The sequence below is a fragment of the Massilia genomosp. 1 genome, assembly GCF_011682185.1.
In the GTDB taxonomy this organism is placed as follows: Bacteria; Pseudomonadota; Gammaproteobacteria; order Burkholderiales; family Burkholderiaceae_D; genus Telluria_A; species Telluria_A rubra.
The window spans coordinates 1-16,923 of the sequence record NZ_WHJF01000013.1 but is presented as its reverse complement, the minus strand read 5'-3'; the positions used below and the strand labels follow the sequence as shown (position 1 = coordinate 16,923).

The following is a 16,923-nucleotide window of genomic DNA, read 5'->3' as shown; positions in this document are numbered from 1 at the left end:
GCGCGCCGATGATGAATGTGGTGGCGGTGCCGGAATTTCAGCACCGGACGGTGTTGCTGGACGAAGCGGTTGACGCACTCGACCTGACTGGCGTGCGTGCCGATGGCACTTATATAGACGGGACCTTCGGTCGCGGTGGACATAGCCGCCTGATCCTGTCGCGCCTGGGGTCGAAGGGGCGCCTGTTTGCTTTCGACAAGGACTTGCAGGCGATCGCCACGGCCGGCCAGATCACTGACGCGCGCTTTGACATCGTACACGACAGTTTCGCCACGATGGCCCAGGCCCTGGCCGCGCGCGGCGTGGACCAGGTCGACGGCATTTTGCTCGATTTGGGCATTTCCTCGCCGCAAGTGGACGATGCCGCGCGCGGTTTCAGCTTCCGCAACGACGGCCCGCTCGACATGCGCATGGATACCACGCGCGGCGTATCCGCCGCCGACTGGCTGGCCAGCGAGACTGAACAACAATTGGAAAGGGTCATTCGCAATTATGGGGAAGAACGGTTTGCTTTTCAGATTGCAAAGGCGATTGTTGCTCGCCGGGCAGTCGAACCAATTTCAAGCACACGACAGCTTGCCGGCATCGTGGCAAACGCGGTTAAAACCCGCGAGAAGGGCAAGGATCCGGCCACACGGACCTTTCAAGCTATCCGGATTTTCATCAATAAAGAGCTTGAAGACCTTGAAACAGGCTTGAGTGCGGCGTACGCCATGCTCGCGCCCGGCGCACGCATGGCCGTGATCAGTTTTCACTCGCTGGAAGATCGCATGGTCAAGCAGTTTCTGGCCAGCAAGGTCAAGGTCGAACAGCCCGACCGCCGCCTGCCGATCCGCGCGGTCGACCTGCCGCAGCCGCTGATGAAGCTGATCAGCAAGATGAAGCCGTCCGAGCTTGAAGTCGAAGGCAATCCGCGCGCGCGCTCGGCCGTGATGCGGGTGGCCGAACGGTTGCCCGAATCTCGTCCCAATCGGAGCGGTCCGTGAACAGCAAGGTCAACGCCGTGCTCGCGGTGCTGCTGGTCGGCTGCGCACTGTCGCTGGTCAACGCCCAGTTTCAGGCGCGCAACCTGTTCATCGAGCTGGGCAAGCTCGAACACCAGGCGCGCCAGCTCGATATCGACTGGGCGCAATTGCAGCTCGACCAGTCGACCCTGGGCACCAACGCGCGCATCGAACAGATCGCGCGCAACAAGCTCGACATGACGCCGCTGACGCCGGCGCGCACGCAGTACCTGACGGAAGGGGCGCAATGAAACGCGGTAACAATGGTGCGGCAGGCGCGCGTGTAGCGGCCTCGAAAGGTGTATCGTTCTCGAAAAGCCCGGTGCTGGCGGTCAGCCTGCCCACCTGGCGTTCGCGCGTGGTGCTGTTCGTGCTGTTCGCCTCCTTCATGGTGCTGGCCGGGCGCGCCGTGTGGCTGCAAACCGTGTCCAACGAATTCCTGATCATCCAGGGCAAGAACCGCTACGAGCGCACCATCGAACTGCCCGCCACGCGCGGGCGCATCCTCGACCGCAACGGCCAGGTGCTGGCTTCCTCGGTCCCGGTCAAGGCGGTGTGGGCGATTCCCGAGGACGTGCTCGAGTCGCCGCCGGAAAAACTGCGCGCCCTGGCCGCGCTGCTCACCATGAGTGACGCCGAGCTGCGCAAAAAACTCGATTCGGACCGCACCTTCGTCTACCTGAAGCGCCAGGTCGAGATGCCGGTGATCGAGCAGATCGCCAAACTGGGCATCAAGGGCCTGGACACGCGCAAGGAATACAAACGCTTCTATCCGCAGGGCGAAATCGCGACCCACCTGGTCGGGTTCACCAACGTCGAAGACGCCGGCCAGGAAAGCATGGAACTGGCCCAGCAAAAAAACCTGGTCGGCACCACCGGCAGCCGCCGCGTGATCAAGGATCGCCTCGGCCAGATCGTCGAAGACGTGGGCCTGTCGAAAGAGCCGCATGACGGCAAGGACCTCACCCTGTCGGTCGACAGCAAGCTGCAATACATCGCCTTTAACCAGGTCAAGGAAGCCGTGGCCAAGTTCAAGGCCAAGGCCGGCGCCGCCGTGGTGCTGGACGTGAAAACCGGCGAAGTGCTGGCGCTGGCCAACTGGCCGACCTACGATCCGAACGACCGCAAGGGCCTGACCGGGGCGCAGCTGCGCAACCGCGTCATCACCGATACCTTCGAGCCGGGTTCGACCCTCAAGCCGTTCACCGTGGCGCTGGCGCTCGACAGCGGAAGAGTCACGCCCACCACCCGCATCGATACCGGGGCCGGGCGCTTCGTGATCAACGGCGCGCCGATTTCCGACACCAAGGCGCACGGCGTGATCACGGTTTCCGAGATCGTTGAAATGTCGTCCAACATCGGCACCTCCAAGCTGGCGCTGTCGATGCCGCCGCGCGAGATGTGGGAAATGTTTACCGAAGTCGGTTTCGGCCAGCAGCCCAAGTTCGGCTTTCCCGGCGCGGTGGCGGGGCGCGTGCGTCCGTACAAATCGTGGCGTCCGATCGAACAGGCCACCATGAGCTACGGGAACGGCATTTCGGTCTCGCTGCTGCAACTGGCGCGCGGCTACATGATGTTCGCGCGCGACGGCGACACCATTCCTCTGTCGTTCCAGAAGGTCACCGAACCGCCGGTCGGGCGCCAGATCATCAAGCCGAAAACCGCACGCCAGATGCGCGAGATGCTCGAGCTGGTGGTATCGGGCGCGCACGGCACCGCCAAGCAGGCGCAGGTTGCCGGCTACCGCGTGGGCGGCAAGACCGGCACCGCCTACAAGGTCGAAAACGGCAAGTACGCCATGCCGCGCAAGTACATCGGCAGTTTTGTCGGCATGGTGCCGATGTCGAACCCGCGCTTCATCATCGCCGTCATGATCGACGAACCGACCGCGATCGGCCACTTCGGCGGCATCGTGGCGGCGCCGACCTTTGCCGCGCTGGCCGCCAACTCGCTGCGCGCGCTCAATATTCCGCCCGATTCGGACGTGACCGAAATCGTCGCGCCGAACGATGGCTCCGGGGAGGTGATGTAATGACAAAAATAATGCCGTCCTTGAATCCGCAGCAGGTCTGCGCCTGGATCGCCCAGGTTGCCCCCGGCGCCAGGGTGGTGTCCGACTCGCGCCGCGTCAAGCCGGGCGACGTTTTCTTCGCCTACCCGGGCGACGCCGCCGACGGCCGCGCCTACATCGCCAAAGCGATCGGGCAGGGCGCCGCCGCCATCGTCTACGACGAGCGCGATTTCGCCTGGACTGACGCCTCGGGCGTGCCGCACCTGGCCGTGAGCGAGCTGAAAGCGCACGCCGGTCCGATTGCGCACGCCTGCTATGGCATGCCGGACGCCGCCATGTTCACCGTCGGCGTCACCGGCACCAACGGCAAGACCTCGTGCGCGGTCTGGCTCGGCCAGGCCTTTGCGCGCCTGGGCGAGACGGCGGCCGTCATCGGCACGCTCGGCGTGGGACTGTTCGGCGGGCGCGGCGAAGTCGAGTACGACGTCACCGGCTACACGACACCCGACGCGGTGCTGCTGGCCGAAAAACTGGCCGGCGTGCGCGATGCGGGCGCCACCGCGCTGGCGATTGAGGTAAGCTCCATCGGTCTCGGGCAAGGCCGTACCCTGGGCATGCATTTTGACGTTGCGCTGTTCACCAACCTGACGCGCGACCACCTCGATTATCACGGCACCATGGAATGCTACGAAGCGGCGAAGGCCAAGCTGTTCGCGTGGCCAGGATTGAAAACAGCAGTGCTTAACCTCGACGACCCGGCAGGACAACGCCTGGTCAAGCAACTCGTATCCCAGCCCGGCGGCCCTTGCGTGACCGGCTACACCCTGCGCGACGCGGCCACCCAGCCCGACATCGCCGGCGTGACCATGCTGCGCGCCTCGCAGTTCCGCAGCCGCCACGCGGGCACCGAATTCCATCTCGATTCGCCGCTCGGCGGCGCCCAGGTCAAGACGCGCCTGGTGGGCCACTTCAACATCAGCAATGCGCTGGCCGTGCTCGGCGCGCTGCTGGCCAAGGGCGTGGCCCTGCGCGCCGCGCTCGACGCCATCGAAGCGCTCACGCCGGCGCCCGGCCGCATGCAGCAGATCGGCGGCCAGGATGCGCCGATGGTGGTCATCGACTACGCCCACACCCCGGACGCGCTGGAGCAGACCCTGGGCGCGCTGCGCCAGGTCGCGCACGAACGCGGCGGCCAGTTGTGGTGCGTGTTCGGCTGCGGCGGCGACCGCGATCCTGGCAAGCGAGCGCAAATGGGCGCGATTGCGCAGATTGCCGAACATGTGCTGGTCACCAGCGACAATCCGCGCAGCGAAGATCCGGCCGCCATCATCAGCCAGATCGTGGCCGGCATGGATGCGGCCCATCCGGCTTCGCGCTTGCAGGCGATCGAAGACCGCGCCGCCGCGATCCTGTCGGCCGTCAAGCACGCGGCCAAGCCGGACGTGATCCTGCTGGCCGGTAAAGGCCATGAGCCGTACCAGGAAATCAAGGGCCGCAAGATGCCGTTCTCCGACGCCGACCACGCCGCGCTGGCGCTGGCGGCGCGCGTGACCATGATGAGGACTAACTGATGCACGGCTCGCTCGCACAACTGGTCGCGGCTATTTCCCACGCGCGCATGACGGCCGACGCCAGCTTCAACAGCGTCTCGACCGACAGCCGCAGCGCCGGTCTTGGTGCGCTGTTCGTCGCCCTGCGCGGCGAGACCTTCGACGCCCACGACTTCCTGGCCCAGGTGGCCGCCGGCGGCGCCGCGTGCGTGGTGGCGGAGCGCCTGCCGGACGGCTGGACCCTGCCCGCCATCGTGGTGCCGGATACGCTGATGGCCCTGGGCCGCATCGCCAACCACTGGCGCGGGCAATACGCCATTCCCGTGATCGGCGTCACCGGCAGCAACGGCAAGACCACGGTCAAGGAAATGATCGCCGCGATCCTGGCGGCCGGCCTGTCGGACGATGCGCGCCTGGCCACGCGCGGCAACCTGAATAACGAAATCGGCGTGCCGCTCACCTTGATGCGCCTGACCGGAGCGCACAAGGCGGCCGTGATTGAACTGGGCATGAACCACCCGGGCGAGATCGCGCGCCTGGCCGCGATTGCCGCGCCGACCATCGGCCTGGTCAACAACGCCCAGCGCGAGCACCAGGAATTCATGCACACCGTGGAAGCGGTGGCGCGCGAGAACGGCGCCGTGCTGGCCGGCTTGCCGGCCGACGGCGTGGCCGTGTTCCCCGGCGACGACCAATACAGCGCGCTGTGGCAGGGCATGGCCGCCGGCCGTACCTGCATCACCTTCGGCTTCGACGCCGCCTGCAACGTCAGCTGCGGGCACCGCGCCACCGATTTCGGCAGCGAACTCGATGTAACGGTGCGGATCGACGGCGCGCCGACGCGCAGCTTCAACGTCAAGCTGGCCGCAGCCGGTTTGCACAATGTGCGTAACGCGCTCGCGGCGATCGCCTGCACCATCGCCGCCGGCATTGCGCCGGAAGCCGTGGCGCGCGGGCTGGCCGCGTTCGGGCCGGTCAGCGGCCGCCTGCAGCGCAAGCACGCCAGCTGCGGGGCTACCGTCATCGACGACAGCTACAACGCCAATCCGGATTCGGTGCGCGCCGCCATCGACGTGCTGGCGCAGGCGCACGCGCCGCGCATCCTGGTACTGGGCGACATGGGCGAAGTCGGCACCCAGGGACGGGAATTTCACGAAGAAATCGGCGCCTACGCGCTAGAGCGCGGTATCGAGTCGGTGCTTGTCAGCGGCGAACTGACGCGCCACATGGCCGCCTCGGGCGCACAGCATTACACGCAGTTCGACGAATTATTGGCGGCACTCGATACGCAATTGGGCAGCACCTCTGACGCGACTGTACTGGTGAAGGGCTCGCGCTTCATGAAAATGGAACGCGTCGTCGCTCACCTGGTCGGATCACATAACACAAGTAAGGAAGCCCACTAACATGCTGCTCTGGCTCGCACAAATGTTCCAGGACGAACTCGGTCCTCTGCGAATCTTCAACTTCATCACCTTCCGCGCGGTGTTCGCCACCATCACGGCGGTGCTGATCGGCCTGGTCGCCGGTCCGGCCGTGATCCGCAAGCTGACGTCGCTCAAAGTCGGCCAGGCAGTGCGCCCGGACGGTCCGCAGACGCACCTGAAAAAACACGGCACGCCAACCATGGGCGGTGTGCTGATCCTGATCGCCATCGGCGTCTCGACCCTGCTGTGGTGCGACCTGTCGAACCGCCTGGTATGGCCGGTGCTGGTGGTGACCCTCGGTTTCGGCGCCATCGGCTGGGCCGACGACTACCGCAAGGTGGTCTACCAGGACCCGGAAGGCATGCGCTCGGGCGAAAAATACTTCTGGATGTCCTTGATCGGTATCGCCGCCTCGCTGTACCTGGCGTTCTCGGTATCGGCGCCGACCCCCGGCAAAGTGTGGGACCTGTTCTACGCCTGGGTGCAGTCGGGCTTTTCGCTCGACCTGCCGCCCAAGGCCGACTTGATCGTGCCGTTCGTGAAAACCGTCAGCTATCCGCTCGGCGTGTGGGGCTTCATCGCGCTGACCTACTGCGTCATCGTCGGCACCAGCAACGCGGTCAACTTTACCGACGGCCTTGATGGCCTGGCGATCATGCCAACCGTGATGGTCGGCTCGGCCCTGGGCCTGTTCGCCTACCTGACCGGCAGCGCCACGTACTCCAAATACCTGTTCATTCCGCACATTCCCGGCGCGGGCGAACTGTTGATTTTCTGCGGCGCGATGGCCGGCGCGGGCCTGGCCTTCCTTTGGTATAACGCGCATCCGGCCCAGATGTTCATGGGCGACGTCGGCGCGCTGGCGCTCGGCGGCGCGCTCGGCACCATTGCCGTCATCGTGCGCCAGGAAATCGTCCTGTTCATCATGGGCGGCGTGTTCGTGGCCGAAACGGTTTCGGTGATCATCCAGGTCAGCTGGTTCAAGTACACCAAGAAGCGTTACGGCACCGGGCGCCGCGTGTTCCTGATGGCGCCTTTGCACCATCACTTCGAACAAAAAGGCTGGAAAGAGACCCAGGTCGTCGTGCGTTTCTGGATCATCACGATGATGCTGGTGCTGGTCGGCCTGTCCACCCTGAAGCTGCGCTGATGAACCACCTCGAACTCTACGCCGGCAAATACGCCCTGGTCCTCGGACTGGGCGAATCGGGTCTCGCCATGGCGCAGTGGCTGGCGCGCTGCGGTGCGCGCGTGCGCGTGGCCGACACGCGCGAAGCGCCGCAACGCCTGCAAGCGCTCAAGGACACGGTTCCGGCGGCCGAATTCATCGGCGGCGAGCTGCTCGAAGCGCTGCTCGACACGATCGATTTCGTGGCCGTCAGCCCGGGTCTCGCGCCCGCACGCGAACTGGCGGCCATCATGCCGGCGGCCGCCGCGCGCGCCATTCCGGTCTGGGGCGAGATCGAACTGTTCGCCCAGGCCCTGGCCGCGTTGAAAGACGAACGCGCGTATGCGCCGAAAGTGATTGCCATTACCGGCACCAACGGCAAGACCACCGTCACCAGCCTGACCGGTTTGTTGTGCCAGCGCGCCGGCCTGTCGACCCGCGTGGCCGGCAATATCAGCCCGGCGGCGCTCGATGTGCTGCGCGAAGTGCTGGACCAGGCGCTTCTCGATCAGACCCCGTTGCCGCAAGCGTGGATTCTCGAGTTGTCGAGCTTCCAGCTGCATTCGACCTTCAGCCTGGACGCCGATGCCGCCACGGTGCTGAACCTCACCCAGGACCACCTCGACTGGCACGGCGACATGGACGCCTACGGCGTCGATAAGGCGCGCATCTTCGGTCCGTCGACGGTGCGCGTGCTCAATCGCGACGACCCGCTGGTCGCGCGCATGGGTACGCAAGGCAGCGTGGTACGCACCTTCGGCACGGGCGAGCCGCAGGAAGCCGACAGCTTCGGCCTGCACAACGAACGCGGCGTGCTGTGGCTGACCGTGGCCGTGGCCGGCGAAGAGAGCGAGAAAAAGCGCAAGAAAAACGATCCGGTCGAAGTGGTGCCATGCACGATCAGCCGCCTGATGCCGGCCGACGCCCTGCGCATCCGGGGCCTGCACAACGCCGCCAACGCGCTGGCCGCGCTGGCCCTGTGCCGCGCCATCGGCCTGCCGTTCGCGCCGCTGCTGCACGGCCTGCGCGACTACCAGGGCGAACCGCACCGGGTCGAACTGGTGGCCGCCATCGACGCCGTCGACTATTACGACGACAGCAAGGGCACCAATGTCGGCGCCACGGTGGCCGCCCTGACTGGCTTGGGCAAGGCCTTCGGCGGCGAAACGCAAAAGATCGTGCTGATCGCGGGCGGCGACGGCAAGGGCCAGCAGTTCGAGCCGCTGGCCGAACCGTGCTCGCGCTACGTGCGCGTGGTGCTGCTGATCGGGCGCGACGCGCCGCTGCTGCGCGCGGCCATCGAGCCGTCCGGCGTCGATCTGATCGATTGCGAAACCCTGCCGGAAGCGGTGCGGCGCGCATCCGCGCTGGCGCAGCTTGGCGACGCGGTGCTGCTCTCGCCGGCTTGCGCCAGCTTCGACATGTTCACCGGTTACGGCCATCGGGCCCAGGTGTTCGTCGAGGCCGTGCGCGAACTGGCGCTCGATAAAGGACAGGATCTCTGATGGCCTTCCAGTTTCCATTCAAATTCGCCGGCCCGGCTTCGGACGCATTGTCCGGGGACCGCACGCGCCCGTCGAAAATGATGGAATACGACCAGTTGCTGGTCTGGGTCACCGTGCTGCTGATGCTGTTCGGGATGGTGATGGTGTACTCGGCATCGATCGCCTTGCCCGATTCGCCCAAGTACGCCAACTACAAAACCACGTATTTCCTGCAGCGCCAGGCCATCTTCATCGTGGTCTCGATGCTGGCCGGCTTCTTTGTGTTCCGCATTCCGGTCACGGTCTGGCAGCGCTACGCATCGACCTTGTTCGTCGGCAGCCTGGCGCTGCTGGCATTGGTGCTGGTGCCGCACGTGGGCTTTTCGGTCAACGGCGCGCAGCGCTGGCTGGACCTCAAATTTTTCAAGCTGCAGCCGTCCGAAGTGATGAAGATCGCGGCCGTGCTGTACGCCGCCGACTACACGGTGCGCAAGCAGGAATACATGCACAAGCTGACCAAGGGCTTCCTGCCGATGGCCGGTGCGATCGGCCTGGTCGGCCTGCTGCTGCTGCTCGAACCCGATCTGGGCGCGTTCGGCGTGATCGTCTGCATCGCCATGGGCATCTTGTTCCTGGGCGGGATCAACGCGGTCTGGTTCGGCGGCATCGGCGCGCTGCTGGTGACCATTTTCGGCGCCATCATCTTCTTTTCGCCGTTCCGGCGCGCGCGCATGTTCGCCTACCTGAATCCCTGGGAAGAGGGCAATGCGCTCGACAAGGCCTATCAGCTGACCCATTCGCTGATCGCCTTCGGGCGCGGCGAATGGTTCGGCGTGGGCCTCGGCGCGAGCGTCGAAAAACTGCACTACCTGCCCGAAGCGCACACCGACTTCCTGATGGCGGTCATCGGCGAAGAACTGGGCCTGGCCGGCGTGGTGGTCGTCATCGCCATGTTCTACTGGCTGGTCAAGCGCGCCTTCGATATCGGGCGCCAGGCCATCGCCATCGACCAGACCTTCGCCGGCCTTGCGGCCAAGGGCATCGGCATCTGGATTGGCGTGCAGACCTTTATCAACATGGGTGTGAACCTGGGCCTGCTGCCGACCAAGGGACTGACCCTGCCGCTGATGAGTTACGGCGGCTCGGGCGTATTGATCAACTGTGTGGGATTGGCGATTTTGCTGCGTATCGATTATGAGAACCGTGTGTTGATGAGGGGTGGACGGCCATGAAGCGCTTGATGATCATGGCGGCCGGCACCGGCGGGCATATCTTCCCGGGGATCGCGATCGCGCAGACCATGCGCCAGCGCGGCTGGGAGGTGAGCTGGCTCGGAACCTCGCACGGCATGGAGCAGGAGCTCGTGCCCAAAAACGGCATCGCCATCGACAGCATCGATTTTTCGGGCATGCGCGGCAAGGGGCTGAAACACAGCGTGACCGGCGCCTTCAAGATGGCCGCCAGTTTCGTGGCCTGCCGCCGCTTCATCAGGCAGCGCAAGCCGGACGTGGTGCTCGGCATGGGCGGCTACGTGTGCGTCCCCGGCGGCATGATGGCGCGCGCCGCCGGCGTGCCGCTGGCGCTGGTCAATGCCGACGCCGCGCTGCTGTTGTCGAACAAGACGCTCGCGCCGCTGGCGAAAAAAGTGATGTTCGGCTTTCCCGCCGATTTCGGCAGCGCCGCCGCCAAGGCCATCGTCACCGGTAACCCGGTGCGCAAGGAAATCCTGGCCATGACGGCGCCGCTGCCGCGCTTCGACGGCCGCAGCGGGCCTTTGCGCGTGCTGGTCGTCGGCGGCAGCCTGGGAGCGAAGGTATTGAACGACAGCGTGCCGGCCGCACTGGCGCTGCTGCCGGAAGGCCAGCGCCCGCATGTGACGCACCAGTCGGGCAAGAAGAATATCGATGCGCTGCGCGAGGCCTATGCCAAAGCCGGCGTGACAGCTGACGTGGTCGACTTCATCGACGACATGGCCGGCGCCTATGCTAGCTGCGACGTGGTGATCTGCCGCGCCGGCGCGATCACGGTGTCGGAACTGACGGCGGCGGGCGTGGCCAGCGTGCTGGTGCCGTTTGTGGCCAGCACCACCAGCCACCAGCGCGACAACGCGCAGTGGATGGACAAGCAAAAGGCGGCAATTCATTTGCCGCAAACGGAATTGAGCGCGCAGCGCGTGGCGCAGCTGCTGCAAGGGCTGGACCGCGAGGCCTGCCGCGCCATGGCGGTCGCCGCACTGGCGGTCGGCAAGCGCAACGCCAATGAAGCAATCGCGGATGTACTCGAACAACTGGCAGGAACGGCAAACTAGAACATGAAACATAAAATCAAGAACATCCATTTTGTGGGCATCGGCGGCAGCGGCATGAGCGGCATCGCCGAAGTGCTGCTCAATCTCGGCTACAGCGTCTCCGGTTCGGACCTGGGCAGCAACGTGGCCAGCCAGCGTTTGGCCAGCCTGGGCGCGCAGGTGATGCTCGGCCACGCGGCCGATAATATCCTCGGGGCCGACGTGGTCGTGACCTCGACCGCCGTCAAGGACGACAATCCGGAGGTGGTGGCGGCGCGCGCAGCGCAGATTCCCATCGTGCCGCGCGCGATTATGCTCGGTGAATTGATGCGCTTAAAGCGCGGCATCGCCATTGCCGGCACCCACGGCAAGACCACCACCACCAGCCTGGTGGCTTCCGTATTGGCCCAGGGCGGGCTCGATCCGACCTTTGTGATCGGTGGCCGCTTGAACAGCGCCGGCGCCAATGCCAAGCTGGGCACCGGCGAATACATCGTGGCCGAAGCCGACGAATCGGACGCCTCGTTCCTGAACCTGACGCCGATGATCGAAGTGATCACCAATATCGACGCCGATCACATGGAAACCTACGAGCACGATTTCGAAAAGCTCAAGCAGGCCTTCGTGCATTTCACCCACCGCTTGCCGTTCTACGGGCGCGTGATGCTGTGCATCGACGACCAGCACGTGCGCGACATCATCCCGTTCGTGACCAAGCCGATCACCACCTACGGCTTTTCCGAAGCGGCCCAGGTGCGCGCCATCAATGCCAGCGCCATCGGCCTGCAGATGCATTTCACGGTGGTCCAGGAAGGCTATCCGGATACACAGTTCATCCTCAACCAGCCCGGCATGCATAATGTGCAGAATGCATGTTCGGCCATTGCGATCGCGCGCGAAATCGGGATCGACGACAGCGCGACCCAGCAGGGCCTGGCCGAGTTCCACGGTGTGGGCCGGCGCTTCACGCGTTACGGCGACATCGCCATTCCGGGCGGCGGCAGTTTTGCGCTGGTGGACGACTTCGGCCACCACCCGGTCGAGACGGAAGTGACCCTGGCGGCGGCGCGCGGGGCGTACCCTGGCCGGCGCCTGGTGCTGGCCTTCCAGCCGCACCGCTATTCGCGCACGCGCGACCTGTTCGAAGATTTTGTGAAGGTGCTGGCCACGCCCGACGTGCTGCTGCTGTCCGAAGTCTACGCCGCCGGCGAGGCGCATGTGGTGGCCGCCGACGGCCGCGCGCTGGCGCACGCGCTGCGCGTGGGCGGGAAAATCGAGCCGATTTTTGTCGAGGCGATTGCCGACATGCCGGCTGCAATCATGAATGTGGTGCGCGACGGTGACGTTGTGATTACCATGGGCGCCGGCTCGATCAGCGGCATTCCGAATAAACTGGTTAATTCCGTGGAGGCTTCTGCATGAGTGGTTTCAATTCCGGCGACGCCGCCGCACTGGGCAAGGTCGGCGTGCTGTTCGGCGGCCGTTCGGCCGAACGCGATGTGTCGATCATGTCGGGCACCGGCGTGCATGCGGCGCTGCAAAGCAAGGGCATCGACGCCCATTTGTTCGACACCGGCGAGCGTAGCATCGCCGACCTGGCGGCCGAAGAGTTCGACCGCGTGTTCATCGCGCTGCACGGCCGCTTCGGCGAAGACGGCAGCCTGCAGGGCGCGCTCGAGCAGCTCGGTATTGCCTACACCGGCAGCGGCGTGATGGCGTGCGCGATCGGCATGGACAAGATCTACACCAAGATGATCTGGCTGATGCGCGGCCTGCCGACGCCGCGCTACGCGTCGCTCGACGCCAGCACCGACCTGGCGCAGGTGGTGGCCCAGCTCGGCCTGCCGCTGATGGTCAAGCCGCCGCACGAAGGCTCGAGCATGGGCATCACCAAGGTGCGCGCCGAGGGCGACCTGAAGGCGGCCTACGAGGTGGCCGCCGGTTTCGACGAGGTGGTGCTGGCCGAGGAATTCGTCACGGGGCGCGAGCTGACGGTGGCGGTGCTCGGTCGCGGCGCGCATGCGCGCGCGCTGCCGATCGTCGAAATCGTGGCGCCGGACGGCAATTACGATTACCAGAACAAGTACTTCACCGACGACACCAAGTATTTTTGCCCGGCCGTGCTGGACGAAGCGACCAGCGCGGAAGTGTCGCGACTGGCGGTGGAAGCCTACCGCGCCATCGATTGCGAAGGCTGGGGCAGGGTCGATGTACTGCTGCGCGCCAGCGACAACAAGCCGTTCCTGATCGAGGTCAATACCTCGCCGGGCATGACCAGTCACTCGCTGGTGCCGATGGCGGCGCGCGCGCTGGGCATCAGCTATGAAGACCTGTGTGTCGAGATTGTTCGTTCGGCACGCTTGAAAATGGCCCAGGGCCAGGGTTAATACAGTAATGTGGCATGACGTACGCTCTTTGAACGCAACCGCGAGCGGCTTGATGGCGGCCGTGGTGATCGCCTGCCTGGCGTCGGGTGTGTGGTGGCTGTCGCAGCTGCCCATGTTCACCCTTCGCACGGTGCGGGTCGACAGCGTACACGCGACCGGGCTGCAGCACGTGAACAAGCTCACTTTGCGCGCCGGCGTGGTGGGCCGCATCAAGGGGAATTTTTTCACGACCAACCTGGAACAGGTACGCACCGCCTTCGAAGCGGTGCCCTGGGTCAGGCGGGCCACGGTGCGGCGCGAATGGCCGGACCAGCTGATCGTGGAAGTCGAGGAGCACGAAGCGCTCGGTACCTGGGGCGAGGATGGGCGCCTGTTGTCGGTCAAGGGCGATGTATTTACCGCCAACCTGGCCGAGGCGGACGAGGACCATCCGCTGCCGGCGCTGGACGGGCCGGAAGGCAGCGAGAAGGAAGTGCTGGCGCGGTTCATCGAGTTGCGCGCGATGTTTGCGCCGATTTCGCTGGTGCCGGAAAAGCTGGACCTGTCGAACCGCTACGCATGGACCGTGAAACTCGATAACGGCATGAGCGTGGCGCTGGGACGGGAGCAGGACAAGACGACGCTCAAGCAGCGGGTGCAACGGCTGGTGGGGATTTATCCGCAACTGGCCAGCCGCCTGCAGGATGGCATCGATACGATCGACATGCGCTATCAGAACGGCCTGGCGCTATCCGCCGCCGCGCTGGTACTGCCCGACGATCCGCACAAGCCTGTGAAGGCGGCGGCAAAAAAAGCAGTAAAACCGAACAGCAGATCAACCAGCAGCAAAATCAAGCAAAGACAGTAGGCGACAGCACATGACAAAAGACGCGAAAAACCTGATCGTCGGCCTCGATATCGGTACCTCGAAAGTGGTGGCCGTGGTGGCCGAGGTGATGTCCGACGGGCGCCACGAGGTGATCGGACTGGGTCAGCACGAGTCGCGCGGACTGAAAAAAGGGGTGGTCGTCAATATCGAGGCGACCGTCGAATCGATCCAGCGCGCGCTCGAAGAAGCCGAGCTGATGGCCGACTGCAAGATCCGCAATGTCTACGCGGGCATCGCCGGCAGCCATATCCGCTCGTTCAATTCGAGCGGCATGGTCGCGATCAAGGACAAGGAAGTGACGGCCACCGACGTGGCGCGCGTGATCGAAACGGCCAAGGCGGTCAATATCCCGACCGACCAGCAGTTGCTGCACACGGTGCCGCAGGAATTCATCGTCGACAGCCAGGAAGACGTGCGCGAGCCGATCGGCATGAGCGGCATTCGCCTGGAAGTGCGGGTGCATATTGTCACCGGTGCGGTGTCGGCGGTACAAAACATTGTAAAGTGCGTTCGCCGTTGCGGCCTTGAAGTGTCGGACCTGATCTTGCAGCCGATGGCCTCGGCCGACGCGGTGCTTACGCTCGACGAAAAGGAACTGGGCGTGGTGCTGATCGACATTGGCGGCGGCACCACCGACATTGCGGTGTTTTCCGACGGCGCGATCCGGCATACGGCGGTCATTCCGATCGCCGGCGACCAGATCACCAACGACATCGCGATGGCGCTGCGCACGCCGACTTCCGAAGCCGAAGAGATCAAGATCCGCTACGGCGTGGCCAAGCAGGTGCTGGCCGATCCGCACGAGTCGCTCGAAGTGCCGGGACTGGGCGACCGCGGACCGCGCAACCTGTCGCGCCAGGCGCTGGCGGCGGTGATCGAGCCGAGGGTCGAAGAATTGTTCGCGATGGTGCATCAGGTGGTGCGCGAATCGGGATACGAAGGGGTTCTGTCGTCGGGCATCGTGCTCACCGGCGGCACCGCGATCATGCCCGGCATGGTCGAAATGGCGGAAGATATTTTCCTCAAGCCGGCGCGCCTTGGCACGCCGGACTATCGCGGCCAGCTGGCCGACGTGGTGCGCAGTCCGCGCTACGCGACCGTGCTCGGGCTGCTGCTCGAAGCGAAGAAGCAGTATCTGCGCGGGCATATCGTGACGCGCCAGGATGGCTCGGTCAAAGCGGTCTGGCAGCGCATGAAGGAATGGTTTTTAGGGAATTTTTAGGTCGGCACGGTTTGGAATACAACGCACACGGGTTCTTGTTATTTAACGGTTAACGCAGTTTTCAATCTCCAGGTTTCATACCACTATGAGTCCTGGCGCTTGGAAACCGCACTTTGATTAGGAGTTCATCATGGAGTTTGATATGGTCGATAACGCAGCACTAGGAACCGTCATCAAGGTCGTCGGCGTCGGCGGAGCGGGTGGCAATGCGGTTCAGCACATGATCAACAAGGGCGTGTCGGGCGTTGAGTTCATCGCGGCCAATACCGATTCGCAGGCGCTGGCCAAGTCCAGCGCCCACAACATCATCCAGATCGGCGAGTCGGGCCTGGGCGCCGGCATGAAGCCGACCGTCGGCCGCCAGCTGGCCGAAGAATCGCGCGCGCGCATCGAAGACGCGCTGCGCGGCGCGCACATGGTCTTCATCGCGGCCGGCATGGGCGGCGGCACCGGTACCGGCGCCGCGCCGATCGTGGCTGAAATCGCCAAGTCGCTGGGCGCGCTGACGGTGGCCGTGGTCTCCAAGCCGTTTTCGTACGAAGGCCAGAAGTGCATGGACGTGGCCGAGAGCGGGCTGGAAGAGCTGTCGCTGCACGTCGATTCGCTGATCATCATCCTCAACGAAAAACTGGAAGAGATCTACGAAGACGAATCGATGATCGAGTGGATGCGCCACGCCGATGATGTGCTCAACAACGCGGTGGCCGGTATCGCCGAGATCATCAACGTGCCGGGCCACATCAACGTCGACTTCAATGACGTCAAGACCATCATGGGCGAGCAGGGCAAGGCCATGATGGGCACCGCGACCGCCAGCGGCGTCGATCGCGCCCGCATCGCGGCCGAGCAGGCAGTCGCTTCGCCGCTGCTCGACGGGATCGACCTGTCGGGTGCGCGCGGGGTGCTGGTCAACGTCACCGCCAGCCGTGGCCTCAAGGGTAAAGAGATCAAGGAAGTCATGGCGGCCGTGCGCGCGTTTGCGGCGCCGGATGCGTCGATTGCGCAAGGTATCGCGTACGACGACGAAATGGGCGACGACATCCGCGTGACCGTGGTGGCGACGGGCCTGGGCAAGGCCAAGAAGGCCATGCAGCTGGTGCAGCAGCCGATGCTGCGCACCGGTACCCACAACGGCCCGGCCATGTCGGCCGGCGGCGTGGGCGCGACGGTGGGCGTGTCGATGGGTTCCGGCTCGGCCAGCGGCCACGCCATGGAAGGCATGAAGCAGCCAGCCGTGTGGCGCCGCGAGCAGGCCTCCGAGCAGGTCCAGGCGATGCAGCGCAATGGCGTGGAAACCTACGACATTCCGGCTTTCCTGCGCAAGCAAGCCGACTAAGCCGGTCGCAGTGCGCGATTGAAGAAGCCGGGGACTTCCCCGGCTTTTTTTCGTGCGCCCAGCATGGGCGCACTCTTGGAGGTGCAAGTCCTCCCGCAAGCTGACCACAGTGAGCGAAGTGAAGCGCAACTGCGGAAGGGCGACCGACTGTGGGGAGGAAGCGTGGAGCGAAACTGCGA

14 protein-coding genes are annotated in these 16,923 nt (G+C 64.8%); all 14 read left to right on the top strand.

Annotation, left to right across the window (positions count from 1 at the left end; translation table 11 throughout):
- Window positions 1-11: 11 nt before the first annotated feature.
- The 14 genes from rsmH (at window position 12) to ftsZ (ending at window position 16,744) form a co-directional block, all read left to right on the top strand.
- Window positions 12-986 carry a 16S rRNA (cytosine(1402)-N(4))-methyltransferase RsmH gene (gene rsmH, locus F1735_RS07130; RefSeq protein WP_167236344.1) on the top strand — a complete coding sequence of 325 codons (975 nt, stop codon included), beginning with the start codon at window positions 12-14 and terminating at the stop codon, window positions 984-986.
- Window positions 983-1,255 (top strand): cell division protein FtsL, encoded by a 273-nt coding sequence (ftsL, locus tag F1735_RS07125; protein ID WP_167236286.1) that lies wholly within the window; start codon window positions 983-985, stop codon window positions 1,253-1,255. The genes rsmH and ftsL overlap by 4 nt, the downstream gene beginning before the upstream one ends.
- Window positions 1,252-3,036, top strand: coding sequence for a peptidoglycan D,D-transpeptidase FtsI family protein (locus F1735_RS07120; RefSeq protein ID WP_167236285.1), 1,785 nt, complete (start codon window positions 1,252-1,254; stop codon window positions 3,034-3,036). The genes ftsL and F1735_RS07120 overlap by 4 nt, the downstream gene beginning before the upstream one ends.
- Window positions 3,036-4,586 carry a UDP-N-acetylmuramoyl-L-alanyl-D-glutamate--2,6-diaminopimelate ligase gene (locus tag F1735_RS07115; RefSeq protein WP_229505662.1) on the top strand — a complete coding sequence of 517 codons (1,551 nt, stop codon included), beginning with the start codon at window positions 3,036-3,038 and terminating at the stop codon, window positions 4,584-4,586. Before F1735_RS07120 ends, F1735_RS07115 begins: the two co-directional genes overlap by 1 nt.
- The gene (locus F1735_RS07110) at window positions 4,586-5,971 is read left to right on the top strand and encodes a UDP-N-acetylmuramoyl-tripeptide--D-alanyl-D-alanine ligase (RefSeq protein WP_167236284.1); all 1,386 of its coding nucleotides are present in this window, start codon (window positions 4,586-4,588) and stop codon (window positions 5,969-5,971) included. The genes F1735_RS07115 and F1735_RS07110 overlap by 1 nt, the downstream gene beginning before the upstream one ends.
- Before the next feature lies 1 nt (window position 5,972).
- Window positions 5,973-7,142, top strand: a complete 1,170-nt coding sequence (mraY, locus tag F1735_RS07105; protein ID WP_166894164.1) for a phospho-N-acetylmuramoyl-pentapeptide-transferase — start codon at window positions 5,973-5,975, stop codon at window positions 7,140-7,142.
- Window positions 7,142-8,665: a UDP-N-acetylmuramoyl-L-alanine--D-glutamate ligase gene (gene murD / locus F1735_RS07100; protein ID WP_167236283.1), complete on the top strand. Its 1,524-nt coding sequence runs from the start codon at window positions 7,142-7,144 to the stop codon at window positions 8,663-8,665. Before mraY ends, murD begins: the two co-directional genes overlap by 1 nt.
- Window positions 8,665-9,876 carry a putative lipid II flippase FtsW gene (gene ftsW / locus F1735_RS07095; RefSeq protein ID WP_167236282.1) on the top strand — a complete coding sequence of 404 codons (1,212 nt, stop codon included), beginning with the start codon at window positions 8,665-8,667 and terminating at the stop codon, window positions 9,874-9,876. Before murD ends, ftsW begins: the two co-directional genes overlap by 1 nt.
- A complete protein-coding gene (murG, locus tag F1735_RS07090) occupies window positions 9,873-10,952 on the top strand; it encodes an undecaprenyldiphospho-muramoylpentapeptide beta-N-acetylglucosaminyltransferase (RefSeq protein ID WP_167236281.1) in 1,080 nt (359 codons plus the stop codon). The genes ftsW and murG overlap by 4 nt, the downstream gene beginning before the upstream one ends.
- Window positions 10,953-10,955: 3 nt before the next feature.
- Window positions 10,956-12,353, top strand: coding sequence for a UDP-N-acetylmuramate--L-alanine ligase (gene murC, locus F1735_RS07085; RefSeq protein WP_167236280.1), 1,398 nt, complete (start codon window positions 10,956-10,958; stop codon window positions 12,351-12,353).
- Window positions 12,350-13,318 (top strand): D-alanine--D-alanine ligase, encoded by a 969-nt coding sequence (locus tag F1735_RS07080; RefSeq protein ID WP_167236279.1) that lies wholly within the window; start codon window positions 12,350-12,352, stop codon window positions 13,316-13,318. Before murC ends, F1735_RS07080 begins: the two co-directional genes overlap by 4 nt.
- A gap of 7 nt (window positions 13,319-13,325) precedes the next feature.
- Window positions 13,326-14,165, top strand: coding sequence for a cell division protein FtsQ/DivIB (locus F1735_RS07075; RefSeq protein ID WP_167236278.1), 840 nt, complete (start codon window positions 13,326-13,328; stop codon window positions 14,163-14,165).
- Between the two features lie 10 nt (window positions 14,166-14,175).
- Window positions 14,176-15,408, top strand: a complete 1,233-nt coding sequence (gene ftsA, locus F1735_RS07070) for a cell division protein FtsA (RefSeq protein ID WP_054266460.1) — start codon at window positions 14,176-14,178, stop codon at window positions 15,406-15,408.
- Window positions 15,409-15,538: 130 nt separating this feature from the next.
- Window positions 15,539-16,744 carry a cell division protein FtsZ gene (ftsZ, locus tag F1735_RS07065; RefSeq protein WP_166870608.1) on the top strand — a complete coding sequence of 402 codons (1,206 nt, stop codon included), beginning with the start codon at window positions 15,539-15,541 and terminating at the stop codon, window positions 16,742-16,744.
- The last annotated feature ends 179 nt before the right edge of the window (window positions 16,745-16,923 follow it).